Origin of the sequence: Mucilaginibacter gossypii, from assembly GCF_900100945.1 — a bacterium.
Taxonomy (GTDB): domain Bacteria; phylum Bacteroidota; class Bacteroidia; order Sphingobacteriales; family Sphingobacteriaceae; genus Mucilaginibacter; species Mucilaginibacter gossypii.
On sequence record NZ_FNCG01000002.1, the window covers coordinates 122,452 to 148,063 of the forward strand.

Genomic DNA, 25,612 nt, shown 5'->3' on the forward strand with positions numbered 1-25,612 from the left:
ATAATGTGTCGTTCAACGCCTTTAATGTGCCGATGAATTGATTATTTGTGCCAGTCTTTGATAAAATCGGTATAGTTTGTACCTACAGGAAGCTCTACGTTGGTTAGTTTTACCTTGCGGTTGTGGATAGACCTAATCTGTTCACGCGCTACCACGAAGCTGCGGTGGATGCGGATAAATTTTGATGCAGGCAGTTTTTCAATTGCACTTTTCAGGGGCATCAGTGTCAGTATGGGTTTGGCTACGCCCAGCATATGGATCTTGATGTAATCCTGCATGCTTTCAATGTATTCAATGTCTTTAATGTTGATCTTGATCAGTCTGTATTCTGAATGCACATACAGAAAATCGCTTTCATTTGGGGTATCGGTATGTTTGTACTGGTAATAGCCAATTGCCTTTTGAACCGCTGTGCCAAAGCGCAGGTTATTGATCGGTTTCAGCAGGTAATCAACCGCTTCCAGTTCGTAACCTTCATACGCATAATTTTTGTAGGCAGTGGTAAAAATAATCATTGGCTTATCAGTCAATGATTTTACCAGGTCGATACCGGTAATATCAGGCATGTTAATATCTATGAACAGCACATCCACCTTGTTCATTTTCAGGTATTCCCCGCCCGATATGGCATCCTCAAAAGTATTAACCAATGTTAGCGCGGGATATTCGGCTACATATTTTTCAATTATTTGGAGGGCCAGCGGCTCATCATCAATGGCTACACATTTTAATTGCATAATAAACAGTTTAAGCGTTAATCTCCAGTTCAACAATGTAATTACCATCGGCCACGCTAATGTCAAGCCGGTGTTTGTTAGGATAAATATGTTGCAGGCGCTGGCGGTTATTGGCAATGCCGATCCCTTTCCGTTCGGTGGCAGGTCGTTTTTCGAAAATGGTATTTTTACAGATGAACAGCATTTGGTTGCCGTTTACCCTTAAGCAAATATCAATAACTGATGGCTGGTGTTTACTTACGCCATATTTAAAAACGTTTTCAATAAAGGTCATCAGTATCAGGGGCGGAATTTTTTGATTGTCAATCTTGCCCGAAACTTCAAAATCGAGCTTTGTTTTTTTGCCGAGGCGCAGGCGTTGCAGATCGATATAATCATTGATACAATCAATTTCATTTTGCAGCAAAACAAAATCCTCCGTTACCTCATCGGTTACATAGCGCATGATGTTAGAGAGTTTCATGATGCTCTCGGAAGTATGCTCGCTATTGGTAACCGATAAGGCATAAATATTATTCAGCGTGTTGAATAAAAAATGAGGATTGATCTGGGCTTTAAGAAAAGAGAGTTCGGCATGGGCTTTTTCGGCCTCGGCACGGGTAACCATCTGCTCGGTAAGCTGCCATTTTTGAACCGTGGCAATGGCAACGCTCAGCCCCATCACAATGATAAAAATAAATAAGCCTACCATATCAATATTACCGGATTGATGAATGAAGATAATTCGGTTGGTGGGTTTAAGGCTGGGGTCCTGCATCCGCAGATCCTCATGCGGCAACGGGCCAAAAGGCATATTTTGCTGATCAGGTGCTGAGCTGTCAATTCCCGTTGGCGTAATTTGTGGTCCTATAGGCTGCGGATTGGGGGCTGTTGTTGCAACTGGTTTATTCCCTTTAATGAGATTGTGAAGAAGCAGGTTATCAAAAGGCTGCAAAAAGTAAACACAGCCTGAAAGTAATAGCACAATAATCCCATACCAGAGATATCTTTTACGGAACACGAACTTTGGCACCAGGTACCAGGCGTTCAGGTAAAACATAAATATATAGGTGAGACAAAACAGCCAGTAGTAAGGCGAAAACAGGACGGCATAGGTGCCGGCGCTGCTTTGCTGTGTGCGGTTCATGAATAATAGCGGGAACCCTAAAAACACAAGCCAGCCTGCAGCATGAATGAAAAAAGTGGTTGCTTTTGAGCGGATCATTTTATTTTAAGATTCTTTTATTCATCAATGCCGGAGCTACTGGCTGGCAAATATTTTAGCATCTAATTTAAAAAAAAGCACCTGTACATTGCACAGGTGCTTCATCTTATACGAAAAAAACTATAATTCAGTGTCCCTGCTTCTGAATTATAAATCAAAGGTGAAGATGAGCGGGAGTTTTAACAACCATGTGTCGGTGAACCGGGAAATTGTATAGACGAACGGGGGGAGTGGCGTGTTTTACCTAAAATAGGGATGCGTAGATTATATAAGAAAGCCCCCTGGCACTCGCTGCTTGGGGGCTGTCACCTAAACCTTATCACTGATCAAATTATTATTTGATGCTGTAAAGGTAGCCCTGAGTTTTTAATCTGAAATTTTGTACCGACGAACGGGGTAATTGAATGGATGGAGGGGGAGTTTTGGATATTTTATGAATTTAATTCAGCGTTTTTATTAACATTGATTATAATCCAACAAATTATGAAACTACTTCTTACGTCTGCCGGAATTAGCAACATGAGTATTCAAAATGCTTTGGTAGAGCTGTTGGGTAAACCGGTTGCCGAAGCGAACGCCCTTTTTATCCCTACCGCGATATACGCCATACCCAATGGCGGCGACATAGTACGAAGGGTTATTTGCGGGTCCTTAGGTGATCCCTTTTGCCAATTGGGTTGGAAGTCGCTGGGCTTATTGGAACTTACCGCCTTACCCAGTATCAAAAAAGAGTTATGGGTTGACATGCTCCGGGAAATAGATGCTTTATTGGTAGGTGGCGGCGACTGCCAGTACCTGACCTATTGGATGCAGCAATCCGGGCTGGCGGATCTGCTGCCCTCGCTTTTACAAAAGATGGTATATGTTGGCTTGAGTGCCGGTAGTATGATCATGACCTGCTTTGGTACTACCTATGGCAACCATATCCTGCCGGCTGATAGCGATAAGTCATTAAGTTTTGTTGACTTTGCTATCCACCCGCATTTGGATCATGAGTGGTTCCCGAATAATTCGCTGGACAATATTGAGAAACTGGTTGCTTCCATACCAGTACCATCATACGCTATTGACGATCAAACCGCAATTAAAGTGACTGACGTAGCCGTTGAGGTTATTTCTGAGGGGCATTGGAAATTATTTACTCCCCGAGATTATGGCAGGCCGCTAAAAAATATTTAATAAATCCCTATTTGAGGCACATACCCCGCACTGAACATGTTCACAATTGACCGGGGAGTTAGTACTGTGATTATATCCACATTGGGCAGCCTTATTCCTTTTAGGTATCCGGCAGGGCTCCATAAATACAACTGGTTATCTTTGAGTAAATGTGATTTGCCATCATAAATTACAAATGTGCCGTTGGGCAGGGCTTTTAGTTTTTCTTGATAGGTAACTTTTGACTTATCAGCTGTAATGCGCTCTGCCTGCAAAATGTCGTCTATTTTGGCTACCGTTGTTTTCATGTCAAAACCGTATTGAGGGTTGCCTTTTAGCCAAAACTCTTTAAACCGATGATGATCCCTATACCTGCATTGAAAACAAGGCCGGTGCCCTGCTGAAAATGCCGTGGCTTCATCAAGGAAGAAGAGTTCAGTCCAGCGGTCGGGCTGCATGATTTCCCGGTGTCGGCCCCTGAACTCCAAAGCGCAGGTTATCCAGGCTTTAATTTTGAAAGCGCGTACAATTTCCTTGTCCTCATTATGGATTACGCCCCGGTTACCAAGCCAGGCACCCCGCGCTGTTGTTTTAATAAGTTGTCCAAATGGATTTACACGGTTCTGCAACATGTTATACGTTGTTTTCAATGGTCAGGATCAAAGTCACATCAATCTGTTTAAGACAGCGCGTCATGAAATATAATGCCCAGGCTATGGCGCTTACCGCTGTGAACCGGGCTTACGCCGTGCTTCATATTTACCCTGTAATAACCTTTACTTCCCTTTACTGGCCTAAAGTTAGTGGTAAATAAAACCATATCACCCATGCCAGGGGTAAGTACATTAACTTTTGATTGCGCCCGCGGAATTTTCTCGGTGATTACAAATTCGCCGCCGGTATAATCTCTGTTGTGTTGATCGAGCATGAAAACCATTTGGATGGGGAAATATACCTCGCCGTAAAGGTCCTGGTGCAGGGTGTTAAATCCGCCTTCTGTGTATTGCAATATCAGGGCTGTGGGTTTGGTTTGCCCGGCTTCATGGCTTAACTGTTTCATTTCTTCATGGGTGCCGGGGAATTGTTTGTCAAAACCAAGTTCATTCATCCATTTATTGGCCACAGGTACGATGTACGGATAAACGCTCTCCCTTAAATCGGTTATAATTGCAGGAAGCGGGTATTTATAGTATTTGTATTCGCCGTATCCAAATCTGTAGCGCTCCATGATGACGGTTTTACGGTAAGCATCTGCGTCATAATAGCTGATCAATGTATCGCAGTAGCGTTCACCTAAAACCTGTTTAACAATTGCAAAACCGTTGTCATGTAATGTTTTATTAATTTGATCCCAATCAAGATTTTTGATGCGATCTTTAAGTGTTTGTTCCGGTGTCATTTTTGTTATTTTGAATAGTATCAAAACTATCGTTAGGAAGATTGGTGGGCAATCCGATTCTTGCGGAATTTATACTGTCGGTTCCATCGAAGAAAAAGTATTAAAATACATTATCATGAAGATTAAACTTAAACGGGTTTATGAACCTTATACCGAGGCAGATGGCGTTAGGGTTTTGGTGGACCGCCTTTGGCCGCGGGGGATAAAAAAGGAAGACCAACGGATTGACAAGTGGTTTAAAGATGTAGCTCCATCTAACGAACTAAGAAAATGGTACAACCATGATCCTGAGAAATTTGAAGCCTTTAACCAAAAATACCGCACTGAAACTGAGGGTGCAAAGGCTTTGGATGAATTGGTAGATTATATCAGGCAGCATAAAATAGTGACGCTGGTGTTTTCTTCAAAGGAGCTGAAATTAAATAATGCGGTAGTTTTAAGCAAGATAATCGAAGAGCATATCGCCTGAAAACTCCGCAAGAATCGGATTGTTGAGCAGAGACGAGGCCGGTACCTTTGTGTTGTAAATACAAAAAACACAATTGAATTTATTTAAAAAAAGGCTTTATGAAAACTCAACAAGAGATAGATTATACCCGCATAGCAGACGCGATTGGCTTTTTCAGGGAGAATTTTAAGGCACAGCCTAAACTGGACGAAGTTGCGGAACATGTTAATTTAAGCCCCTTTCATTTTCAACGGATGTTTAAGGATTGGGCAGGGGTAACCCCAAAACAATTCCTGCAGTATTTGAGTGTGGAGCATGCCAAGGAAATCTTGAAACATGAAGACGCGAATGTTTTTAATACCGCGCTGCAAACAGGTCTTTCGGGAGGTGGCCGGCTGCATGACCTTTTTATTAAGGTAGAAGGTATGACCCCCGGCGAATACCGTAACGGCGGAGCCATGCTGCATATCAACTATTCGTTTGCAGATACACCTTTTGGTAAGGTGATCGTAGCATCCACTGCTAAAGGGATTTGCCACATGGCGTTTGTTGATGAGGGCGAAGAGAAAGCATTGGAGCAACTGAAGATAAGTTTTCCTAACGCGGTATTCAACCAGTTAGTTGACAGGATCCAGCAGAACGCTTTATTTATTTTTACGCAGGATTGGAGCCGTTTGGACGAGATCAAGCTGCATTTAAAAGGGACCGATTTCCAGATCAAAGTGTGGGAGACGTTATTGAAAGTACCTCCCGGCGGATTAACCTCTTATGGCTCACTTGCCAAAAAAGCAGGCAGCGAAAATGCTTACCGAGCAGTCGGCTCAGCGGTGGGTAGTAACCCCGTAGCATTCCTGATCCCCTGCCACCGGGTAATCAAATCAACCGGCGAAATCGGCCAGTATCATTGGGGCAGTACCCGTAAAAACGCAATAATAGGCTGGGAAGCAGCGCTAAAGGAGCGGGTTGAATAAGGTTTGTGAGCAAGGGGGATATGCAATTGCCCTCAAGCGTCCGCGCTTACATAGCAACGCTAAAGTAAGCGTGGACGTAAACATAAAAATGAGTATGTCCTGTTTTACAGATCACTGGAACAACGCCTCAGTGTGGAGTAAAGTGCCGGGCTCATCAAAAACTGTGTCTGCAGTTACCGCATCTCCGAACCTGTTCGCCAGGAGAGCCAGCGGGCGAACAAAATAGAATTGCCTGCGAGGAAAATTTTAAGCCACAACCTGCGTTATTTTAGCTCACCTGTCATGATTAGCTGAATGCGTAACACCATAAAAATCACCTGGTATTTTTATAAGTCGATGTTGTTATGGTGCATGACCATCAACATGATCTGCATCTACTATTTGTTTCGCGGAGAGGTTAATATTGTAGAATCATACATTTTTAAAATAATGAGTTATGGTTTAATTATCGGCTTCCGGTATTATAATTACAACTCAACTAAAACCTTCTTCTACTTCCGTAATGCAGGTTACGGGATCGACAAGTTATACCTGTACGCCCTTACGTGCGATGCCCTGGCCTACGGAATACTGCTATCACTCTTAAAACTGGTAAAATATTGGGTCAGTATATTTTAAAAACCGACAGCGTTCACCTCGAGTTTGATGGACGCAAAATTTTACAGGATATTTATCTCGATTGCCGCCAGGGCGAGGTGGTAGGTTTGCTTGGCCGCAACGGCTGTGGCAAGTCATCGCTGCTGCGGGTTATTTTCGGTAGCCTGAAGCCAACTTACAAGCACGTAAGCATCGACGATGAACACATTTATAAAGGTTATGACGATGGTCGGGTAGCTTATTTGCCCCAGCACAATTATCTGCCGCAAAGTATAAAGATCCAAAGCCTTGCTGGTACCATTATCGACCCTCAATTTACTGATGAATTTACCTCATTGTCAATTTACCAGGATCATCATCACAAAAAGCCCGGCCAGCTATCCGGCGGAGAACTCAGGCAATTGGAAACCCTGATGTGTATTTACAGCCGGGCAGATTTTATATTGCTCGATGAGCCATTTACTCATGTTTCGCCGGTGCAGGCGGAAATGTTTAAGGGTATCATTCGTAAATGCGCTAAGGTAAAAGGTATCATTGTTACCGACCATCAGTATTATAATATCCTTGACGTGGCCGATAGAATAGTACTAATTACCGACGGGAGCACCAAAGCCATCAACAGCCCTGATGATCTGATCAGGCACGGCTATATTAATCACATTATTTAAATGCCGGGAGGTGTAACTTAAAGTGTAAAACGAGGGTCTGATAGGTATATACTTAATACCATGTTCAGGGTTTACTTATTGATCGCTTTTTTAACTTTCTGCTGTTTGGGTGCAGCGGGAAGCGGGAAAACGACCATTAATGGCATCACCTTTAAAAACGTACAATCAGACCCGGATCCTTCACCAACCGGCGATTTTAAAACCTTGGTCATCCCCATAAAACGAGCTGGTAACCTGATTGTTATTGAAGCCCAGATCGATACCCTTGAAGGTAATTTTGTGCTGGATACCGGCGCGCCGTATCTGGTTTTAAATGAAACCTATTTTAGGGATCTGCCACACGTAGCTGAGCAGGAATCTGCAGGAATCAACGGCGTTGCCGGCAGTTCTTTTACTACTTATATCCGTAATTTTAACATCCTTGACCTACATTATCCAAGGCTCAGGGCCGATGTTACCGATCTGTCCTCTATCGAAAACAGTAAAGGGATCAAAATATTGGGATTACTGGGTACCCGGGTATTTTCAGATTTTGCCATTACAGTCGATCTGTTCCGTAATACACTATATATTCAAAAGCTTGACGAAAACGGCAATATCCCTCCGGCTGAGAAAGTATTTTACGACCGGTTTATGGTAAGCCCTTTCCGCATGCTTAATGATGTTATTTTAATGAAGGGCACTGTTAATGATAATTCGCTTTGGTTCGCTTTTGACAGCGCAGCAGAAACCAGTTTGCTCGATTACAGGAGATCAAAAAAGCTAATGCCCGATATGGAGGTAGTTAGCCGCTCAAAAATTATGGGGATTGGCGGTACTTCTATCGAGGTGATCTATACCCGTTTTGATAACCTGGTTGTGGGCGACCGCAAGTATATGAAAAACCGGATCCTGATCACCAATCTCGAAAAAATGGGGAACGCTTATGGTTACACAATAGATGGTGTATTGGGTTACGATTTCTTTGTAAGGGGCATATTCACCATCAACTTTGTTAAAAAAGAATTTGAAATGTACATTTACAATAATCAGTAATGAAAAGAGGGGCCTATATAGTTATTGTTTTTTTTGCGATGGTTTGCATGGCTTTGTCTGCAAGCGCGCAAAAACGCGGTAAGCTGGTTATGGGCGGCGATAACCTAAGGCTGCTTATTGATATGCGGTCGACTAAAACGGAGGTAGATAGCTTGCTCAAAAAAGCCGGGTTAAAAGGTGCAAATGCCGCTGCTATTTTGAAGGGAGATTTTACCGCTCTGAAAAAAGACGGCTGGACAATGGCCGAAAAACAGGGAAATATAATAGAGTTCGACAGGCCGCTTGAGGCCCTTAACCTGAACCCGCAAGTTACTCCTTACCTGATAACTACTAAAATAGATAACAATGATAATGAGTCGCCGGGGTATCCGGCTGATGTTAGCTTCGGCATCAATAACTTTGCTAAAATCACCGTTCATGAACTACCATCTGGATTAACCCGTTTCTTTTTGCCCGGTTATGCCCAAAGTAAAAGGGTACTGTTATCAGGTAACTTTAATAACTGGAGCACCCTTAAAGGTATCATGGCCAAAACCGACAGCGGTTGGATTGCCGACATAAAGCTGAAACCCGGCAAGTATGAATATAAATTTATTGTGGATGGCCATTGGACCAGTGACCGTTATAACAACCTGGTGAGCGATCATGACGATAATTCAATATACTTTCGTTATAACTACACTTTTAAGCTTAACGGATACGCCAATGCCCATAAAATAACACTGGCAGCGAGTTTTAATGATTGGGACGCTAACAATATCGTTCTCGAGAAAAGTCCCAAAGGCTGGCAAAAACAGCTTTACCTGCACGAAGGCACACAGGCGTATCGTTTCCTGGTTGATGGCAAATGGATCACCGATCCAGCTAATCCTAATAAGATCCAGGGCGCTGATGGATATACCAACTCAGTGCTGAACCTTGGCGAAACGGTTGTATTTAAGCTTGATGGTTATACCAATGCAAAGAAAGTGTACGTTGGCGGAAGCTTCAATAATTGGGAACATGGCCTGATCCCGCTTACCAAAACCAAAACGGGCTGGGCATCGTCCTTAATTATTCCGCCGGGCAATTATGGCTATAAGTTTGTTGTGGATGATAACTGGATCACCGACCCCAAAAACCCTCGTAATATGATGGAGGGCGGCGTTGTTAATTCATATATTTCGGTGAAACCAAATTATACGTTTAAGCTAAGCGGTTTCAATAATGCAAAAAAGGTTCATTTAGCGGGCAGTTTTAACAACTTTGATGATTTTGGTTACACACTTGCTTTTAACGGTAAAGAGTGGACGGTAAGTGTTTACCTGAAACCAGGCAAGCAACTGTACAAGTTTATTGTGGATGATAAATGGATGATAGACCCGGGCAATAAACTTTACGAACCTAACCAATATAATTCGGGTAATTCCGTTTTATGGATCGAGTGAGAAAAGAATCGAGAGATAAGAACCAAGAGATCAGGATCAAGAGAAAAGAATTAAGAAGCGGGAAAATATTAATAAAGATCTTGATTCTTGCAGTATTGTATCTTGATTCTCACAGTCTTGCATCATGATTCTGGTATTCTTGAATCTTGATTCTTATATTCTTGCATTTTGACTCTCACCTCGTTATATTAGCTAAAATACAATATTTTTATGACCATCCCCATATACCAGGCCGACGCATTTACCGATAAGCTCTTTGGCGGTAACCCGGCGGCAATTTGTCCGCTTAATGAATGGTTGCCCGATGTTACCATGCAAATGATAGCCATTGAAAATAACCTTGCCGAAACCGCTTTTTTTGTGAAAAACGGGGATGGCTACAAATTGCGCTGGTTTACGCCCGAGTATGAGATAGATCTTTGCGGGCATGCTACCCTGGCATCTGCTCATATCCTATTTTCGGAGCTGGGATATGAGGGAGATGTAATTCATTTTGAAACCGTAAAGGCCGGAACGCTAATTGTAAAGCGCGATGGCGATAAATATACTATGGATTTTCCGTCGAGGCCACCTATCCCAATTGAGGCTCCAAACGGATTGGCCGAAGCGCTTGGTGAAAAGCAGCCGGTAGCATTTTTGCGCTCGCGTGATTATTTCATTGTTTATGAAACCGAGCAGGATATCAGGGAGCTTACGCCCGATTTCTTCGCCATGTCAAAAATGGATACGGTAGGGATCATAGCCACCGCTCCTGGCGATAACTCTGATTTTGTTTCACGCTTTTTTGCCCCCGGCGCAGGCATCCCCGAAGACCCGGTTACCGGATCGGCACATTGTAACCTGATCCCGTATTGGGCAAAACGCCTTGGTAAAGATAGCCTCCATGCCTATCAGCTTTCGGCCCGCCGCGGCGAGCTTTGGTGCGAGCTTAAAGGTGATAGGGTATTGATGAGCGGTAAAGCGGTTACTTATCTGAAGGGGGAGATCAGGGTTTGATTTCTTCCTCATGTTATTGCAGGGAGGAACGACGAAGTAATTGCACAGAAGCATAGCTGCTCTGTAAAGCAAGCGATTGCCGCGCTGCGCTCGAAATGATTAACTACATCAACCTTTCACCTTTAGCCTTTTTCCTTTCACCTCAAATCAAAATATACTTTCAAAACTCAATTATTTATAATTACTTTGGAGGTTTGGACTTTGCAAGGTACTTAATAAATTAAATGCAGCTTACCCGTTTAGAAATCAAAGGCTTCAAGAGTTTCGGCGATAAAATAACCATCAATTTTAATGAGGGTGTTACCGCTATTGTAGGCCCTAACGGTTGCGGTAAGTCAAATGTTGTTGACAGTATCCGTTGGGTTTTGGGTGAGCAAAGCACCCGGATGCTCCGTTCGGAGAAAATGGATAACGTTATTTTTAACGGTACCAAAAGCCGTAAATCGGCTAACCTTGCCGAAGTTTCCCTCACTTTTGATAATACAAAAAACGTACTGCCAACCGATTATTCGCAGGTAACGCTTACTCGTAAGCTTTACCGCACGGGCGAAAGCGAATACCGACTTAACGATGTACAGTGCCGTTTAAAGGATATTACCGATCTTTTTTTGGATACGGGTATCGGCTCCGACTCCTATTCTATCATCGAGCTCCGGATGATCGACGAGATCATCACCAATAAGGAGGGCTCACGCCGTAACCTGTTTGAGGAAGCATCGGGCATCTCTAAATACAAGCTCCGCAAAAAGCAAACTTTCAGTAAGCTGAAAGAGACAGAGGCCGATTTGGCCCGTGTTGATGACCTGCTGTTTGAGATTGAGAAGAACCTGAAATCGCTGGAGAACCAGGCGAAGAAAACTGAACGATACTATCGTCTCAAGGAGCAGTATAAAACATTGAGCATTATGCTGGCTTCGTTCAGGATCGTGGCTTTCAGCGAATCATTAAAAAAGATAGAGGAGCAGGAGCTAAAGCATAAGGCCGAGAAGGGCGATATCGTAGCCCAGATTGATACTTTGGAAGCGACTTTACAGCAACAAAAGCTGGATAGCATCACCAAAGAAAAAAACCTCTCTGTTCAGCAAAAAACAACCAACGAGTTTGTTTCCAAGATCCGCGCTTACGAAAGCGAAAAGAAGATCAAGAATGAACAGTTGAAGTTTCAACAAGATAAGGAATCGCGTCTGACTGAAGAGTTAGAACGGGACAAAAACCAGCTGAACCACGTATTATACAACATTAAACGCCTAAACGAGGAAAAGGCTACTGAAGATGAAACCCTGCAAGCTATTCAAAGCAGGGTAACTGATTTAAAGGAGGCTGTTGACGAATTGCGCGCCCAGCAAACCGAAGCACGTAATGAGCTAAACGAACTTAATAATATCAATACCCGCCTGCAAAACCAGGCTTACAAGGCTGAAAAGGACCTGGATATATTACAAATTCAGCAACAGGCTTTGGAGCAGGAAAGCCAGCGTAATATGGAAGATACCACCAATAAAGAGGTGGAGCTTTCGCACTTTAACCAGGTGGTTGCCGAGCTGCAATACCGCAAGGAAACACTCGACGATGAATTTCAGCAGGCTGTTGAGTTTGAAAATAAATTAAAAGAACAAATTGCCGAAACCGATGTTGAGTTGAACTCGGTTAAGGATACCATTATAAAAGAAAGCCGCAGGCTGGATGCCAAACAAAACGAATACAACCTTACCAAAAGTATGGTTGACAGTTTGGAGGGCTTCCCGGAGTCAATCAGGTTCCTGAAAAAGAATGCCGATTGGGCTAAAAATGCACCTTTGTTTAGCGATGTGCTTTTTTGTAAGGAGGAGTTTCGTGTAGCCATTGAAAACTACCTTGAACCGCTCATGAACTATTACGTGGTTGAAAGCTACGACGATGCTGTAAAGGCTATAAGCCTGTTGAGCAATTCGGCAAAGGGCAGAGCAAATTTCTTTGTGCTGAATAACTACGCTGATGAATCGCCTGCACAAATCAGCTTCGAAAAGGAGGGGGCTATCCCGGCACTGAGTGTTATTGAGGTTGAAAAACGTTACCTGCCGCTTTGTAATTACCTGCTTAAAGGTGTTTACCTGGTTGATGACGATAAAGAAGGCCAGATCAATAGCGAAACTTTACCGCAGGGCGTTGTGTTAATCGGCAAGAGCGGTAAGTTCAATAAATCAAAACATACCATGGCCGGTGGGTCTGTGGGTTTGTTTGAAGGTAAAAGGATCGGGCGTGCTAAAAACCTGGAGAATTTGGCTAAAGAGATCCGGGGAATAGAGAACCAGGTGGGTTCATTTCGTACGAAGTCTGAAGAATTACAGAACAAGCTTGCAGCTTTACGTTCGTCAACCAAGGCAGCTGAGATCAATGAACAGCAACAGATCCTGAACCGTTTAAATAACGAGTTGATCACTGTAAAAACCCGCCAGGAGCAATATCAAACTTTTATTGAAAATAGCCTTAACCGTAAAGAAGATATCGCCCGCAAAATTGCAGGGATCAAAGATGAAATGGCTGCCCTGCAACCGCAATTGGCCGAGCTAAAAACTCAACGCCAGATCCAAAGCGATTTACTGGCCGATAAGCAGATGGCTTTTAACGAGCTTAATGAGTACGTATCGGTACAATCCAACGCTTATAACCAGGAAAATATCCGTTTCCATCAGCAGCAAAACAAGGTGTCGGGATTGATGAAAGACCTTGACTATCGTGATACCCAGCAGGAAAGCCTTGAAACGCGTATAAGGCAAAATAGCAGCGAGCTTGAAAAAGTAAAAGTTGCTATACAGGAAAACCTGAAACTGGCCGATAACTCAGACGACAACCTGCTTGAAATGTATGAGCAGAAGGAAAACCTGGAAAAGGCCACACAACAAGCCGAACAGGAGTACTATCAATGGCGCGGCCTCATCACCGAAAATGAGAGTCAGGTAAGCTCATTGAGGCGCAAAAAAGAAAACAGCGAAGTTATTGAGAATGAGCTGCGCGACGAACGAAATAATTTAAAGATAGACCTGAACGCGCTGAAAGAACGTCTTTCGGTTGAGTTTAATATAGATATTGAAGACCTGCCCGAAAGCGAAGTACCCGAAGGTGAAAATGAGCAGGACCTGCGCGAGAAAGCCGAAAAGCTAAAAAAACAGCTGGATGATTTTGGCGCCATAAATCCGATGGCGGTAGAGGCTTATAACGAAATGAACGAGCGTTATACTTTTATCCAGGCGCAAAAGAAAGACCTGAGTGAAGCCAAAGCATCATTGCTGGCTACCATACAGGAGATTGATGATACCGCGAAAGATAAGTTCATGACCGCGTTTATTATGGTGCGCGAAAACTTTATTAAAGTATTCCGCTCGCTGTTTAATGAAGAGGATTCATGCGATCTGATCCTGACTGATCCTGATCATCCGCTCGAGTCAGATATCGATATCATCGCGAAGCCAAAAGGTAAACGACCATTATCCATCAACCAACTATCGGGAGGGGAAAAAACCCTTACGGCAACCGCTATACTTTTTTCGCTGTACCTGCTTAAGCCTGCACCTTTCTGTATTTTTGATGAGGTTGACGCGCCGCTTGATGATACCAATATTGATAAGTTCAATAACATTATCCGTACCTTCTCCAAAGACTCTCAATTCATCATTGTATCCCACAACAAACGAACTATTGCAAGTACAGATGTTATTTACGGCGTAACCATGGTTGAGCAGGGGATTTCCCGCGTTGTTCCCGTTGATTTAAGAGAGCTGGCTGATTAGAGCTTAAAGCCTAAGGCGGAAAGCTAAAAGCTCGCGCCGTTGCCACCAACAACTTGTTATACCTGTATAATTTTATTAACCACTAAAGCCGATACGCATAGCATAAAGTTGTTGGTGACAACACCAACAACGGCAAGCTTTAGCATAATAAAAAAGGCGAAAAGCTTTTTAGCCCTCCGCCTTAAATGATACGGAAAAATTTTATTTCTTCTTTTTAAACACCGATGGTGTTTTAAGCATCAAACCTTTTACTTTGCTGCGGGTGAATCTCTGTTCCATCGCACGTTTCTGATCGGCCGAAAGTACGTTTTTTGAAGAGGTAGCCAGGCTTTGGGTTGTTACTGAACCGGTTTTATACTTGCCGGTAGAGATATAGCTCAAAGCCTGTGCTAATAAACCTTCGGTAGGGTCGCCGAAATCTTTGGTCAGATCGTCGACAGCGCTAACACCTTTATAAATGCCTTGTCCTGGTGTCATACCGGTATAATAATCGCCATTGTTTGCCGAATTTCTTGTGGAGAACATTGGCATATACAATTGGTATTTATTGATATCAATACCATAAAAACCAACAGGCTTGCCATAGGTGACAGAGCCGATCAATTCAACATCCAGTTCAGGGATCAGGTTATTAATGGTTAACTCACTTGCTGAGGCAGTACCGCTACCAACTATAAAGAATATCCGGCTTAAATTAAGTGACCCTTGTTTTTGGAAATTAACAGTTTGGTTGCTTACCGAAAAAAATCCTTTGGGTATTTCGTAAAGGTTTTTAAACAAGGTATAGTTATCGTTTGTAAGCTTATCATTAAAATAAGCTGTATACATCTTAGTGCCGTTCTTAGCCGATGGTACTAAAAGGTTGTCAAGGTATTCTGCAGTTTCTACGGATCCGCCACCGTTATACCTTAAATCAACGATCAAATCGGAAATACCAGTGAAGCTGTTTAAGGCCTCTAATATTTTAGGACCGGCATTGGTTTTATCAGTAAAAGAATTAAAAACCATGTAGCCTGCTTTTTTGCCCGAGCCGGCGTCCAGTGTTTTATAAGTAATAACAGGGTTTATGGTATAGTTAGCAGTATTAAGCGTTACATCAACGGTAGTATTATCCGGTCTGGCCAATGTCATGCTGATAGTTTTGCTGTATGCATAGGCTTGTATTACAAACTGGGTAGTCGAACCTCCGTCATCGTAAGCAAGGTCGGTACGCCCATTTATTTTGGTGATCTGATACCCGCGTTTAATACCTACTTTATCAGCAGGTGAACCAGGGTATACATATTTGATCCTCAGATCCGAACGCGTAGGGTAGAATACCGAAAAACCGAAGTCGCCGCCATTACCGCTCAATTCGTTCGATACCGAGCCGTCATCAATAAACGAATACTTAGCCGTGCCGGTATTATCGTAATATTCGTACGGTTGAGAGCTTGCCGGATTTACGGCATATTGTGATAAATGGTCAACCTCGCTGCTTAACCCGGTAATAGTATCAGTACTGACATAGTTACGGGGCTGAAAGTTTTTATAGGTTGGAAGCTGGTTGTACCACAAATAGGTTTCCTGTGGATATAAAAAAACAGAATCTCTTATACGATCAAGGGCGGTACCGGTGCTTGGCGGGCCGGTAGTACCATCATCGCCGTTATTAATAGGTTTATTTTTTTTACAGGCAGATATCGATGCAACGGAAATAAGGGCTAAAAAGTAAAATATTTTTCTCATACACTTGAGTTTAAGTATTAAAACGCCTTGTTAGTAAGTATGTTATAGGTAATACTATAAAAAGTCTTCAACACTGATACAGTCAATGCCGCTGGCTTCGGCACAAAGCTTATCTGTTTCCGAATTTTCAATCATCACTATTTCTTTACGCTGGAGGCCATGTTCCTGAATAAGCAGGTTAATTACATCTGGTTCGGGTTTTGGTACGGTTTCTTCGGTAAAATAGCAGCGGAGATATTTTTCCAGCCCGTGCCATTCGGTTTGTTTAATTTTATTTACCTGTTCCTGAACATTGCCGTTAGTTACAATAAACAATTTTTTGCGGTCGACCACAATATCCTGCATTAAGGTAAGTATATTTTGATATAAAAGCAGTTTTAGCGGTAATTTGGCAGTTAAAAGCAGGTTCTCAAATTTATCGCGGTATTGTTCGGCCACCGGGAACTGCTCCGTCAAACGGTTAAATGCGGCATCCTTCCCTTCAGCTATATACGTATCAGTTAATACTTTGGTTGCGGCCTTTGCATCTATCAGCTCAATATATTCAAGCATGTTTGCAAACAGGTAATAAGCCTGAAAGTAATAATCCTTTGCCGGATAAAGCACATTATCTAACTCAAAAATAAAAGCTGTTTTACGTTTATCAATATCCTTATAGTCCATTAAGCAATTACGTGTAGGTTTATATCGTATTCATTAAAAAGGGTTTCGGCCTTTAGCAAGAGTATTGTTTCATCAGGCCTTAATAAATAAACCGAATCGATGCTTTTATCCAGGCAAAGCGTTAGCATTTCATGTGTATAACTTGCCGAAGCTGGATTGGGCAACAATATCATTTTGCCGGTTTTTATCATAAAATCAGGCAGGTCCATATGATCACCCAAAATAATATTTTTTCCTTCCAGTTTGTTTTTGAGCTGGTAGGCTTGCGCCGACGTGGCGGCGGTAATTAAAATGCTCATGTTAATGGGCGTTAACAATTAAACCATCCCTCATTGTAACTGTGCGGTCTGACAGGTTTGCAAGATCTTCATTATGAGTAACAATAACAAAGGTTTGCCTGAAATCATTTTTAAGCTTAATAAATAATTCATGAAGCTCGAGCGCGTTGACCGAATCAAGGTTGCCTGAAGGTTCATCGGCAAAAATAAGTGCTGGATTGTTGATTAACGCACGTGCCACAGCTACCCGTTGTTGCTCGCCGCCAGATAGCTGGTTAGGTTTATGGTGCAACCTGTCTTTCAAACCCAAAAGGTCAAGCAACCCGGCCGCTTTTTTTTCTGCTTCAGATTTTGATTTTCCTGCTATAAAGGCCGGGATGCAAACGTTTTCAAGAGCGCTGAACTCGGCCAGTAGATGATGAAACTGGAATATAAAACCAATCTGCCGGTTCCGGAAATCGCTTAGTTGTTTATTGTTTAGTTTGTTTAGTTCAATATCATTAATGGTTAAAGTGCCCGAATCTGGCCGGTCAAGGGTACCTAATATGTTAAGTAACGAGCTTTTTCCGGCACCTGAAGCACCAACGATGGTTACGATTTCACCCTTTTGTACCTCAAGGTCAACGCCCTTTAATATTTGTAACTGTCCGTATGATTTATGGATAGATCTGGCTTTAAGCATTTGGCAAAGTTAACGGATTAGCTGGATTTATTTTGTTGGGATTACACTGATTGATTTATGATTTCACCGATTTTTACCGTTGATGATTCTTGATTATGTTGACACCCGATTTTTCTGATTTGACGAACATTCTATTAATCTTAAAATCCTGTAAATCCTGATTCTGGCAAAGAGCTGTATGAGATGATTTAAGCAGGCTCTCAACTGAAAACAAATTGTACCATTTTTTCTTTGCGGCGTTGCGCCTTAGTTTGCTTAATATTCAATTCCCTATGTTTCTTGTACTTTGTATCCTTTGTAAATACAATGTTATTTACCCCGATAAGGGCAAATAAACTGAAACAAGGTGTTTACCGTTTCAAACAAAATTGTAGCTTTACCGCAAATTCTTCAAAACATGAATATTCACGAATATCAGGGTAAAGCTATATTAAAAAGCTATGGCGTTAGAGTTCAGGAAGGCATTGTAGCCGATACTGTTGAGCAGGCTGTTGAGGCTGCCCAAAAATTGAAAGAAGACCTGGGCTCAAGCTGGGTAGTGATCAAAGCACAGATCCACGCAGGTGGCCGTGGTAAAGGCGGCGGCGTTAAGCTTGCCAAAAACATCGACCAGGTAAAAGAACATACCGGCAATATTTTAGGTATGCAATTGGTAACTCCGCAAACTGGTCCTGAAGGTAAAAAAGTTAAGAAAGTTTTAGTTGCACAGGATGTTTACTATCCGGGCGAAAGTGAAACCAAAGAGTTTTACATGAGCGTATTGCTTGACCGCGCCCGTGGCCGCAACATTATTATGTACAGCACCGAAGGCGGTATGGATATTGAGGAAGTTGCACACTCAACCCCTGAGCTTATATTTAAAGAAGAGATTGACCCTAAAGTTGGTTTACAGGGCTTCCAGACCCGTAAAATAGCCTTTAACCTTGGCCTTGAAGGCGAAGCATTTAAAGACATGACCAAATTCATTGCTGCTTTATACAAAGCCTATGAAGGTACCGACTCATCGCAATTTGAAATTAACCCGGTTTTAAAAACCTCTGATAATAAAATTTTAGCTGTTGACGCTAAGGTAAACCTTGACGATAACGCGCTTTACCGTCATCCGGATTACGCTGCAATGCGTGATACCGATGAGGAAGATCCAACCGAGGTTGAAGCCAGCAAATCAAACCTTAACTATGTTAAGCTTGATGGTAACGTAGGCTGTATGGTTAATGGCGCCGGCTTAGCTATGGCTACTATGGACATCATTAAAATTGCCGGGGGCGAGCCTGCCAACTTCCTTGACGTAGGCGGTACGGCCAACGCGCAAACTGTAAAAGCTGGTTTCAATATCATCCTTTCAGATCCTAACGTAAAAGCCATTCTGATCAACATCTTCGGTGGTATTGTTCGCTGCGACCGTGTTGCGCAAGGTGTAATTGATGCTTACAAAGAGATCGGTAATATCCCGGTGCCAATTATTGTTCGTTTACAGGGCACAAACGCTGCCGAAGCAAAAGAACTGATCGATAACTCAGGTTTGAAAGTTTACTCGGCAATATTGCTGAAAGAAGCTGCCGATCGTGTTAAAGAAGTTTTGGCGCTTTAATTCTTTTTAGAGATAAGAGGCTGATGATTAGAGATTAATTGCCAGCCTGTAGATAAAAAAGGAGGCTATATCACATTGATACGGCCTCCTTTTTTTATAAGGGTACCATGTCCCCTAAAAGACTATAAGTCACTCAAGAGGTCAAGTTTTTTGGCGTTATATTCTTCCTGCGAAATAAGGCCATTATCAAACAGGGTTTTTAGTTTTTTTAGTTTTTCGGTAAGCTCATCAGGCTTTGGTGATGCAGGCGGAGGTGTTTCCTGTACAACAGGAGCAGGGACAGCAACTAGTGCAGGCGGCGTTGCAGGTGCGGCAGGTGCTGTGTACCCATTTTGTTGAGAAAAGGGTTGCGGAGATGCCGGTGCTACAAAAGCGCGGGCAGGCGAATTTTCCAGCTGGATAGCACCTGATTCGGCACGTTTTTGTTCCAGGTCGCGCTGACGGCGGGCTTCACGCTCAACTTCCTTACGTTCCTGGGCATACTGGTATAATTTACGGCCCTGAACTTTAGGCAGGTAATCAACAGCCATTTCGGCGCCACCGGTGGTTTTTACGCTGAAAATGGAGCCGATAATTTCTTCCTTGGTATATACGTCAACGATATCTTTCCAAACAAAATCAACAAACTTGATAGATAGCCCCAGGTTGGCCGGGGTAAAAAACAATACACGTTTGTTGGTAATAGCTATACAATCAGGAAAAAGGTTTACCAGCGGCTTTTTCTGAACGGCAATGTAGATAACCTCTTCGCCTGAAGAAAGCAGATCCACAAGGCGTGAATAAACCTTTTCAACTGTTTTAGGGTCCTGTTCCTCGTTTAAAAATTTCTCAATCATATTTTTAGCATTTATGATGCGCGCAAAAATAACAATTATACCTGTTAAAGAGTCAAGAATCAAATGTTAAGAATCAAGTTTTCCTGAAACGTTATTCCTGACGTCTTGATTCTCAAATGGTATTAAGCAATCAACAAATTACATCCGCGGATGTCTGACTGGTCAAACCGGCCCAATACTTCAAAAGAGCCATCAGGGTAAATCCTGCCCAAATCCTGCGTAGCAATAAACGCGCAGGAATTGATATTGGCCAGGTCAATAACGCTGATGCCGCCTGTTTTACCAGTTTGTAACGTACTGAGCGGATCGTTAGTATCCCGGATGATGATCTTCATCCATGGCGGGCAATTGAAAATGCCGTCGCCTTTGGAGTAAGCTTGTGACAGCAGCTCCGTCATTCCATATTCCGAGTGGATCTGCTTTACACCAAAGCCTTTGCCTAAAATGGCGTGCAGCTCCTCGCGAATCATTTCCTTACGGCGGCCTTTCATCCCGCCGGTTTCCATTACAACAAGCTCGGGAAAGTTGACCTGGTGGTTTTCAATAAAATCGAGAAGGCCGAAAGTTACGCCAATTAAAAGCGTAGGTTTCGCGGCATCCTGCTGTTTTTTAAGTTGATGAAACAGCTCGTCATGATTGTACAAAAAGAAACCGCTATCCGGATGATTTGATTGTTTAATGAGATCATCAACCATGTAAATGAGGGATGAACCTTCGCGCTCCAGGTAGGACGGGAGCAGAGCCAGTACAGTAAAATCCCTGATATCACCATAAAAAATATTGAAGGCACGCCGAAAGCTTTCCTCATACCAGGTTTTATCGGTAACCCGGTGACTGCTGGTGATCATCCCAGTAGTACCTGAACTCGTAAAGGTTACCTCAACGGGCGCATCGGTACTTAATATAGTATGTGACTTAAAAAACTCAATAGGTAAAAATGGGATCTGGCTGTAAGATGTAATTGATGATGGATCAATTTTCAATCCTTCAATAAACTGGCTGTAAACCGGGTTATGCTGTGCCTGGTAGTTGAAAACCTGCAAGGCAGCGTCGTTAAATTGCTCTTCGGTGCTGATAGAAAATATTTCCTGTTTACCTGGTTTGTCCATTGAGGGCAAAGATAAGGAAATGTGCAGATGTGCGGATTTCAGATGTGCAGATTATCTGAACCGGGATTAACCCGATTTTTGGGATCAACGGATTTGCTTTCAAACTATTTATTGGCATCCGGGTAATCCTTAAATCCTATAAATCCCGGTTCAGAAACTCCGCAAGTTTCGGGTTGAAACGCTTTGTTTATCGCGCGAACTTTGATCTATCTAAAAACAATAATCATGAACACATTTAAAATTGTACCGCTATCAAAATCATTCGCCAAAAAAATAAGGACAACCATGACCGACGATTTTGGAGGCGAAGTGGTTGAACAACTGGCTACCGGGCTTGGGCCATGCCGGGTTTCACTTAAACCCTTTGACCGTAATGTTGATAAACGCCTGTTGCTAAAGCACTCGCCTTTTGAAATCGAAAATGCCTATAACCAGCCGGGACCTATTTTTATTCACGCTGAAGATGTGGAGGAGTACAGCGATATTTATCGTTTCCCGCCGGAGATTAAGGCTAATAAAAAGAGTTTCCCGTTGTCGCTCATAGGTTACAGCAAAGCGCAGCAAATGGTTTTAACCCGGCTTGTTGGTGATGCCGATGTTGATGAACTGATCAGCGAAATATTTGCCGAAAATGACAATGTTGAATATTTGCATGCCAGAAATGCCCAGGCATGTTGTTTTATATGCAAAATTGAGCGTGTTTGACGTTCCTATTACATAAAATTAAAAAACAAGTACGTGTTTTGGGGGTTAGTTAAATATTGAATATATAATTAATAATATTAATCATCTATCCCCATGAAAACATTAAAATTCTTGAGACTCCCGGTTTTGTTAGGTCTCTTTTTTGTAATGATATCGGCAAAACCGGCCGATGACAGCAAGCAGACAGAACGCATCCATAATTCGTCAAATGTGTTGAAAGAGTTTGCCAAGATGAAGGAAAGCATCCCGCATCAGCTATTGGAAGAATACGAAGGCATTGTTATCATTCCCAAACTCATCAATGCCGGATTTGGCATTGGCGGTAAACGTGGTAAAGGCGTAGCCATGGTGAAACTGGATAATGGCAAATGGAGTGATCCGGTATTTGTTACCTTAACAGGCGGTAGCTTTGGCTTACAAATCGGCGTACAATCCGTTGATCTGGTGCTGGTGTTCCGCCATAAAGGTGTATTAACCAAAGTCAAGAATGGCGATTTTACTATCGGTGGCGATATTTCTGCAGCAGCCGGCCCTGTTGGCCGCAGTTCGACTGCAAGTACCGATTATAAGCTGCAGGCCGAGGTTTACTCATACTCACGCAGCCGTGGTTTGTTTGCCGGGATAACCATCAATGGCTCAAACCTGGGCATCGATAAGGATTCAAACGCTGCTTATTATGGAGCCAAAGCCACCTCGCAGGATATTTTTGCGCAGGCAAGCAGCAATACCGAGGCGGTTAAAACATTAAAAGAAACATTGGCCGCGTTTTAAAAACAATGCGCTGATAAACAAAAATACCCGGCTAAATTCCGGGTATTTTTGTTTTAATGCTTTTGAAATGCCCGTTTAAGCAGTAGTCCGGACAGTGCCGACATCCCACCCACTAAGCCTCCTAAAATGCCCGTTACAGCTAATATATAACCCCAGCCAGGCAGATGAAATAAGTGGGCTATCCTTGTAGCCATGATATGATCATTGGGTATGCTTTTAAAGAGAGCCAGTACTATCCATACCATCAAAACCGCTATAAAGGCTTGCCAAAAAGAACTTTTTGCTGTTGTGCCAATAAAAAGGGCCGTTAAAAATGATATGACTGCGACTATCCACCAGGGTAAAAAATATCCGCTGGCAAATGAAAGTATAAGTATGATGAAGAACAACATGGTGTTATTATTTACCGGTTAATGTATAAGTTGATTTAATGCGTGGTGACTGTTCACTTACCGATTGCATGAAGAGCAGTTCTTTTAACTTTCCCTCGTTCCAGGTTTTGAACATATCATTATAGAAAAAACTGCCGGGATTACCTGATTCGCCGCCGGGAAAAATACCGTAACCTTTTACTTTGGGACCCATTTGCACCACCATACGCCATGATGGGCCATGCCCGTCATGAAGGGCATTAACTGTTGATGCTGTGCCACCCGATTCAAAATTACCCGAACCAAAAGCCGGTTGACGTGAAAGGCTCGCTATCTCCATTCTTTTAAATTTACCCCATTGCCAGTTTGCTCCGGGTTTACCACATCTGTCGGTAATTTCCTTTACCGCAGCTGCAAAAGCTTTATTAACGATATCTGCTGCGGTTTCCTTTGCTGGTGTGCGGATGTCATCAAACCATTTGGAAGTTGGCTCATTAAGCAGTAGCTTTTCTGTGCGATCTACAGAAGGGAAATTGTTTTGCAGGGTTTTATCTGCAAAATCATCCCCCCACACAGCATTGTACAATTGCGACCACCAATTGGTAAACACAGTAGCACCTATTGAATTCGGTGCGAAATTTTTGTCCCACATATTGATTTGATCATAAGCGCTAAGTTGTGTAGCATTAAGTTTAGTTGGGTCGATATATTTAAGCATGGTTGGTAAAATGTTCTGTGCCCGGATACTGTATACATCTGTTTGGAGTTTACGCATACTATCAACGGTGGCATTAGTCATAACGGCAAGTCTGTCATTAATGCGTTTACCGCGTTCATAGGGCGCAAATGACCAATTGATATAATAAGGATAAGAAGGATCTGTTGATGATTGATTGGCCGAGCTTACAAACCCACGAGCCGGATTTTTAATGGTGGGGTCCTGCCCAAATGGTACCCAGCCATGCCAGTCGTCAGCCGGGTCGGTTCCATCTAAAATAAATTTCCCCTGGTCTTTGTATTTAAGCGGGTATTTACCGTTTGGGGTTATGGCGATATCGTCTTTACTGGCAAAAACAAAATTTGAAGCAGGGGCGCTGAAAAAGGTAAGCGCCTTGCGGTAATCGTCATAGTTTTTGCCTGTATTAAGCAGGTACATAGCCATCAGTTCATTGGATTGTTCGTGTGCTATCCACCTTAAAGAGTGTCCAACCGGAACAAAATCAGGGCCATCGGCTTTTTGAGCATTGTTTTGATACACAACCGGGCCATGGTGCGTATAAACTACTGTATCATAAACCGGTTTTTGACCAAGTACTTCAATTTTTTCAACACGGCGGGTAGTTTTATTCCATTTGTTGTTGTACCAGTATTCCTCCATTTTGGTATCCCTGAATTTTTCCTGGTACCAGTCCAATACGTCGGCATCAACATTGGTAATACCCCAGCTAATGTTATTGTTAAAACCTAAAATAACACAGGGCGCACCTGGTAGTGATACACCATAAACATTCATACCCGGCGCCGAAAGCTGTACCTGGTACCAGATAGAAGGTAGTGTGAGGTTAAGATGCGGGTCATTAGCTAAAATAGGATACCCGCTTGCTGTTTTACTGCCCGCTACCGCCCAGTTATTGCTGCCGATACCTTCAACACGGGGTTTAGTATTTGTACTATCTGCCATGCCGGCTAAAAAATTAGCGGATGGTTTGGGAATGGGCAATGTTTTAAAATAATCCCATTTTGTGCCTGTAGGTATGATAGGATCTTCGTGCATAGGATAATCGGGAAAAAGATCATTTGTAGAGGCCGGGCCAAATTTGCGCAGAATATTGGTCATTGCAAATTCGTTTGAGCCGCCGGCCAATGTTTCCGACATCAGCTTAAGCAAAAAGGCGCAGTTGATAGGTTTCCAGTCTTCGGGGGCATAGTTAAGCAGTTTAAACTCTATGGGGTAACTCCTCGGGCTTAGCTGATGGATATAACTGTTGATGCCATCGGTATACGCCAGGATCATGTTGCGCTCTACTGGATCGGCCATCATTGCCTTTATTGTTTTTTCGGCGCCGTAAACCATTCCCATGCGGCGGTGATAGCGATCAATATCCAGCACTTTGGGGCCAATAACTTCAGCCAGCCTGCCTGCTGCCTGCCGGGTTTGGATATCCATTTGCCAAAGGCGGTCGGTTGCGGTCATGTATCCCTGGGCAAAGTACAGGTCGTGCTCGTTCTGTGCGAAAATGTGCGGGATATGATTCTCATCAAATTTAATGGTAACCTTATCCTGTAAGCCATTCAGTTTCAGGTTGAGTGCTGGCAAAATGTGCTTGCTTTCGGCATTTTGCCAAAAGCCATCGGCCGGGCTCAGGAATTTTCCTAATGGTGGAACGAGGCTTATTTTAGTTTGCAGTGCCCAAATGAGCAGTAATGTGAAAAAGATAGATATGAATGCTTTGGTAAATTTCATTGCTTGG

Annotated in this window: 24 protein-coding genes; 13 read left to right on the top strand and 11 right to left on the bottom strand. The window is 42.9% G+C overall.

The window, feature by feature from the left end; genetic code table 11:
* Positions 1–41 precede the first annotated feature (41 nt).
* Together BLS28_RS03965 and BLS28_RS03970 are read right to left on the bottom strand one after the other, a co-directional pair.
* A complete protein-coding gene (locus tag BLS28_RS03965; protein WP_091163480.1) occupies positions 42–737 on the bottom strand; it encodes a LytR/AlgR family response regulator transcription factor in 696 nt (231 codons plus the stop codon).
* Positions 738–747: 10 nt separating this feature from the next.
* Positions 748–1,941, bottom strand: coding sequence for a sensor histidine kinase (locus tag BLS28_RS03970; protein ID WP_091163011.1), 1,194 nt, complete (start codon positions 1,939–1,941; stop codon positions 748–750).
* Positions 1,942–2,424: 483 nt separating this feature from the next.
* Here BLS28_RS03970 and BLS28_RS03975 point away from each other — a divergent pair, with 483 nt between their 5' ends.
* Complete coding sequence (locus tag BLS28_RS03975) at positions 2,425–3,120, top strand: Type 1 glutamine amidotransferase-like domain-containing protein (protein WP_091163482.1); 696 nt, start codon at positions 2,425–2,427, stop codon at positions 3,118–3,120.
* On the opposite strand, the gene BLS28_RS03980 is transcribed toward BLS28_RS03975, so the two are convergent.
* Positions 3,117–3,731: a hypothetical protein gene (locus BLS28_RS03980; protein WP_091163012.1), complete on the bottom strand. Its 615-nt coding sequence runs from the start codon at positions 3,729–3,731 to the stop codon at positions 3,117–3,119. The genes BLS28_RS03975 and BLS28_RS03980 overlap by 4 nt on opposite strands.
* Positions 3,732–3,778: 47 nt before the next feature.
* Positions 3,779–4,498 (bottom strand): 2OG-Fe(II) oxygenase, encoded by a 720-nt coding sequence (locus BLS28_RS03985; protein WP_091163013.1) that lies wholly within the window; start codon positions 4,496–4,498, stop codon positions 3,779–3,781.
* 115 nt (positions 4,499–4,613) lie between these two features.
* Here BLS28_RS03985 and BLS28_RS03990 point away from each other — a divergent pair, with 115 nt between their 5' ends.
* The 8 genes from BLS28_RS03990 to smc all read left to right on the top strand — a co-directional run bounded on the left by BLS28_RS03990 (position 4,614) and on the right by smc (position 14,407).
* Positions 4,614–4,967: a DUF488 domain-containing protein gene (locus BLS28_RS03990; RefSeq protein WP_218134348.1), complete on the top strand. Its 354-nt coding sequence runs from the start codon at positions 4,614–4,616 to the stop codon at positions 4,965–4,967.
* A gap of 98 nt (positions 4,968–5,065) precedes the next feature.
* On the top strand, positions 5,066–5,917 hold the full coding sequence (locus tag BLS28_RS03995) for a methylated-DNA--[protein]-cysteine S-methyltransferase (protein ID WP_091163014.1): 852 nt from the start codon (positions 5,066–5,068) through the stop codon (positions 5,915–5,917).
* Between the two features lie 294 nt (positions 5,918–6,211).
* On the top strand, positions 6,212–6,535 hold the full coding sequence (locus BLS28_RS30475; RefSeq protein WP_129569333.1) for a hypothetical protein: 324 nt from the start codon (positions 6,212–6,214) through the stop codon (positions 6,533–6,535).
* Positions 6,517–7,182 (top strand): ATP-binding cassette domain-containing protein, encoded by a 666-nt coding sequence (locus BLS28_RS04000; protein WP_176844366.1) that lies wholly within the window; start codon positions 6,517–6,519, stop codon positions 7,180–7,182. Before BLS28_RS30475 ends, BLS28_RS04000 begins: the two co-directional genes overlap by 19 nt.
* A gap of 60 nt (positions 7,183–7,242) precedes the next feature.
* On the top strand, positions 7,243–8,217 hold the full coding sequence (locus tag BLS28_RS04005; RefSeq protein ID WP_091163016.1) for an aspartyl protease family protein: 975 nt from the start codon (positions 7,243–7,245) through the stop codon (positions 8,215–8,217).
* Positions 8,217–9,644, top strand: coding sequence for an early set domain-containing protein (locus BLS28_RS04010; RefSeq protein ID WP_091163017.1), 1,428 nt, complete (start codon positions 8,217–8,219; stop codon positions 9,642–9,644). Before BLS28_RS04005 ends, BLS28_RS04010 begins: the two co-directional genes overlap by 1 nt.
* A gap of 210 nt (positions 9,645–9,854) precedes the next feature.
* The gene (locus BLS28_RS04015) at positions 9,855–10,640 is read left to right on the top strand and encodes a PhzF family phenazine biosynthesis protein (RefSeq protein WP_091163018.1); all 786 of its coding nucleotides are present in this window, start codon (positions 9,855–9,857) and stop codon (positions 10,638–10,640) included.
* 224 nt (positions 10,641–10,864) lie between these two features.
* Positions 10,865–14,407: a chromosome segregation protein SMC gene (gene smc, locus BLS28_RS04020; protein ID WP_091163019.1), complete on the top strand. Its 3,543-nt coding sequence runs from the start codon at positions 10,865–10,867 to the stop codon at positions 14,405–14,407.
* 201 nt (positions 14,408–14,608) lie between these two features.
* Here smc and BLS28_RS04025 read toward each other — a convergent pair whose 3' ends face one another.
* From BLS28_RS04025 to BLS28_RS04040, 4 genes are read right to left on the bottom strand one after another with little or no spacing between them, the layout of a single operon-like run.
* On the bottom strand, positions 14,609–16,135 hold the full coding sequence (locus tag BLS28_RS04025; RefSeq protein WP_091163020.1) for a S41 family peptidase: 1,527 nt from the start codon (positions 16,133–16,135) through the stop codon (positions 14,609–14,611).
* 54 nt (positions 16,136–16,189) lie between these two features.
* The gene (locus BLS28_RS04030; protein WP_091163021.1) at positions 16,190–16,798 is read right to left on the bottom strand and encodes an HAD family hydrolase; all 609 of its coding nucleotides are present in this window, start codon (positions 16,796–16,798) and stop codon (positions 16,190–16,192) included.
* Positions 16,798–17,097 (bottom strand): hypothetical protein, encoded by a 300-nt coding sequence (locus tag BLS28_RS04035; protein WP_091163022.1) that lies wholly within the window; start codon positions 17,095–17,097, stop codon positions 16,798–16,800. The genes BLS28_RS04030 and BLS28_RS04035 overlap by 1 nt, the downstream gene beginning before the upstream one ends.
* Before the next feature lies 1 nt (position 17,098).
* A complete protein-coding gene (locus BLS28_RS04040; protein ID WP_091163023.1) occupies positions 17,099–17,758 on the bottom strand; it encodes an ABC transporter ATP-binding protein in 660 nt (219 codons plus the stop codon).
* Between the two features lie 397 nt (positions 17,759–18,155).
* Here BLS28_RS04040 and sucC point away from each other — a divergent pair, with 397 nt between their 5' ends.
* Positions 18,156–19,349, top strand: a complete 1,194-nt coding sequence (sucC, locus tag BLS28_RS04045) for an ADP-forming succinate--CoA ligase subunit beta (protein WP_090532025.1) — start codon at positions 18,156–18,158, stop codon at positions 19,347–19,349.
* Between the two features lie 122 nt (positions 19,350–19,471).
* Here the strand turns inward: sucC and BLS28_RS04050 are convergent, their stop codons facing one another.
* Both BLS28_RS04050 and BLS28_RS04055 read right to left on the bottom strand, forming a co-directional pair.
* Positions 19,472–20,185 carry a PH domain-containing protein gene (locus BLS28_RS04050; RefSeq protein ID WP_091163024.1) on the bottom strand — a complete coding sequence of 238 codons (714 nt, stop codon included), beginning with the start codon at positions 20,183–20,185 and terminating at the stop codon, positions 19,472–19,474.
* A 122-nt stretch (positions 20,186–20,307) separates the two neighbouring features.
* Complete coding sequence (locus tag BLS28_RS04055; protein WP_091163025.1) at positions 20,308–21,294, bottom strand: LuxE/PaaK family acyltransferase; 987 nt, start codon at positions 21,292–21,294, stop codon at positions 20,308–20,310.
* 225 nt (positions 21,295–21,519) lie between these two features.
* Between BLS28_RS04055 and BLS28_RS04060 the strand changes: the two genes are divergently transcribed.
* The 3 genes from BLS28_RS04060 to BLS28_RS04070 all read left to right on the top strand — a co-directional run bounded on the left by BLS28_RS04060 (position 21,520) and on the right by BLS28_RS04070 (position 23,184).
* Positions 21,520–21,999, top strand: a complete 480-nt coding sequence (locus BLS28_RS04060; RefSeq protein ID WP_091163026.1) for a DUF1203 domain-containing protein — start codon at positions 21,520–21,522, stop codon at positions 21,997–21,999.
* A 93-nt stretch (positions 22,000–22,092) separates the two neighbouring features.
* Positions 22,093–22,770 carry a lipid-binding SYLF domain-containing protein gene (locus BLS28_RS04065; protein WP_176844367.1) on the top strand — a complete coding sequence of 226 codons (678 nt, stop codon included), beginning with the start codon at positions 22,093–22,095 and terminating at the stop codon, positions 22,768–22,770.
* A 210-nt stretch (positions 22,771–22,980) separates the two neighbouring features.
* Positions 22,981–23,184, top strand: coding sequence for a hypothetical protein (locus tag BLS28_RS04070; RefSeq protein ID WP_091163028.1), 204 nt, complete (start codon positions 22,981–22,983; stop codon positions 23,182–23,184).
* On the opposite strand, the gene BLS28_RS04075 is transcribed toward BLS28_RS04070, so the two are convergent.
* The gene (locus tag BLS28_RS04075) at positions 23,170–25,605 is read right to left on the bottom strand and encodes a penicillin acylase family protein (protein ID WP_091163488.1); all 2,436 of its coding nucleotides are present in this window, start codon (positions 25,603–25,605) and stop codon (positions 23,170–23,172) included. The genes BLS28_RS04070 and BLS28_RS04075 overlap by 15 nt on opposite strands.
* Between the last annotated feature and the right edge of the window lie 7 nt (positions 25,606–25,612).

Bases quoted from the DNA above. Each gene is read 5' to 3' on its own strand.
- BLS28_RS03965 (WP_091163480.1), bottom strand. From the start codon at position 737: ATGCAATTAAAATGTGTAGCCATTGATGATGAGCCGCTGGCCCTCCAA.
- BLS28_RS03970 (WP_091163011.1), bottom strand. From the start codon at position 1,941: ATGATCCGCTCAAAAGCAACCACTTTTTTCATTCATGCTGCAGGCTGG.
- BLS28_RS03975 (WP_091163482.1), top strand. From the start codon at position 2,425: ATGAAACTACTTCTTACGTCTGCCGGAATTAGCAACATGAGTATTCAA.
- BLS28_RS03980 (WP_091163012.1), bottom strand. From the start codon at position 3,731: ATGTTGCAGAACCGTGTAAATCCATTTGGACAACTTATTAAAACAACA.
- BLS28_RS03985 (WP_091163013.1), bottom strand. From the start codon at position 4,498: ATGACACCGGAACAAACACTTAAAGATCGCATCAAAAATCTTGATTGG.
- BLS28_RS03990 (WP_218134348.1), top strand. From the start codon at position 4,614: ATGAAGATTAAACTTAAACGGGTTTATGAACCTTATACCGAGGCAGAT.
- BLS28_RS03995 (WP_091163014.1), top strand. From the start codon at position 5,066: ATGAAAACTCAACAAGAGATAGATTATACCCGCATAGCAGACGCGATT.
- BLS28_RS30475 (WP_129569333.1), top strand. From the start codon at position 6,212: ATGCGTAACACCATAAAAATCACCTGGTATTTTTATAAGTCGATGTTG.
- BLS28_RS04005 (WP_091163016.1), top strand. From the start codon at position 7,243: ATGTTCAGGGTTTACTTATTGATCGCTTTTTTAACTTTCTGCTGTTTG.
- BLS28_RS04010 (WP_091163017.1), top strand. From the start codon at position 8,217: ATGAAAAGAGGGGCCTATATAGTTATTGTTTTTTTTGCGATGGTTTGC.
- BLS28_RS04015 (WP_091163018.1), top strand. From the start codon at position 9,855: ATGACCATCCCCATATACCAGGCCGACGCATTTACCGATAAGCTCTTT.
- smc (WP_091163019.1), top strand. From the start codon at position 10,865: ATGCAGCTTACCCGTTTAGAAATCAAAGGCTTCAAGAGTTTCGGCGAT.
- BLS28_RS04025 (WP_091163020.1), bottom strand. From the start codon at position 16,135: ATGAGAAAAATATTTTACTTTTTAGCCCTTATTTCCGTTGCATCGATA.
- BLS28_RS04030 (WP_091163021.1), bottom strand. From the start codon at position 16,798: ATGGACTATAAGGATATTGATAAACGTAAAACAGCTTTTATTTTTGAG.
- BLS28_RS04035 (WP_091163022.1), bottom strand. From the start codon at position 17,097: ATGAGCATTTTAATTACCGCCGCCACGTCGGCGCAAGCCTACCAGCTC.
- BLS28_RS04040 (WP_091163023.1), bottom strand. From the start codon at position 17,758: ATGCTTAAAGCCAGATCTATCCATAAATCATACGGACAGTTACAAATA.
- sucC (WP_090532025.1), top strand. From the start codon at position 18,156: ATGAATATTCACGAATATCAGGGTAAAGCTATATTAAAAAGCTATGGC.
- BLS28_RS04050 (WP_091163024.1), bottom strand. From the start codon at position 20,185: ATGATTGAGAAATTTTTAAACGAGGAACAGGACCCTAAAACAGTTGAA.
- BLS28_RS04055 (WP_091163025.1), bottom strand. From the start codon at position 21,294: ATGGACAAACCAGGTAAACAGGAAATATTTTCTATCAGCACCGAAGAG.
- BLS28_RS04060 (WP_091163026.1), top strand. From the start codon at position 21,520: ATGAACACATTTAAAATTGTACCGCTATCAAAATCATTCGCCAAAAAA.
- BLS28_RS04065 (WP_176844367.1), top strand. From the start codon at position 22,093: ATGAAAACATTAAAATTCTTGAGACTCCCGGTTTTGTTAGGTCTCTTT.
- BLS28_RS04070 (WP_091163028.1), top strand. From the start codon at position 22,981: ATGCTTTTAAAGAGAGCCAGTACTATCCATACCATCAAAACCGCTATA.
- BLS28_RS04075 (WP_091163488.1), bottom strand. From the start codon at position 25,605: ATGAAATTTACCAAAGCATTCATATCTATCTTTTTCACATTACTGCTC.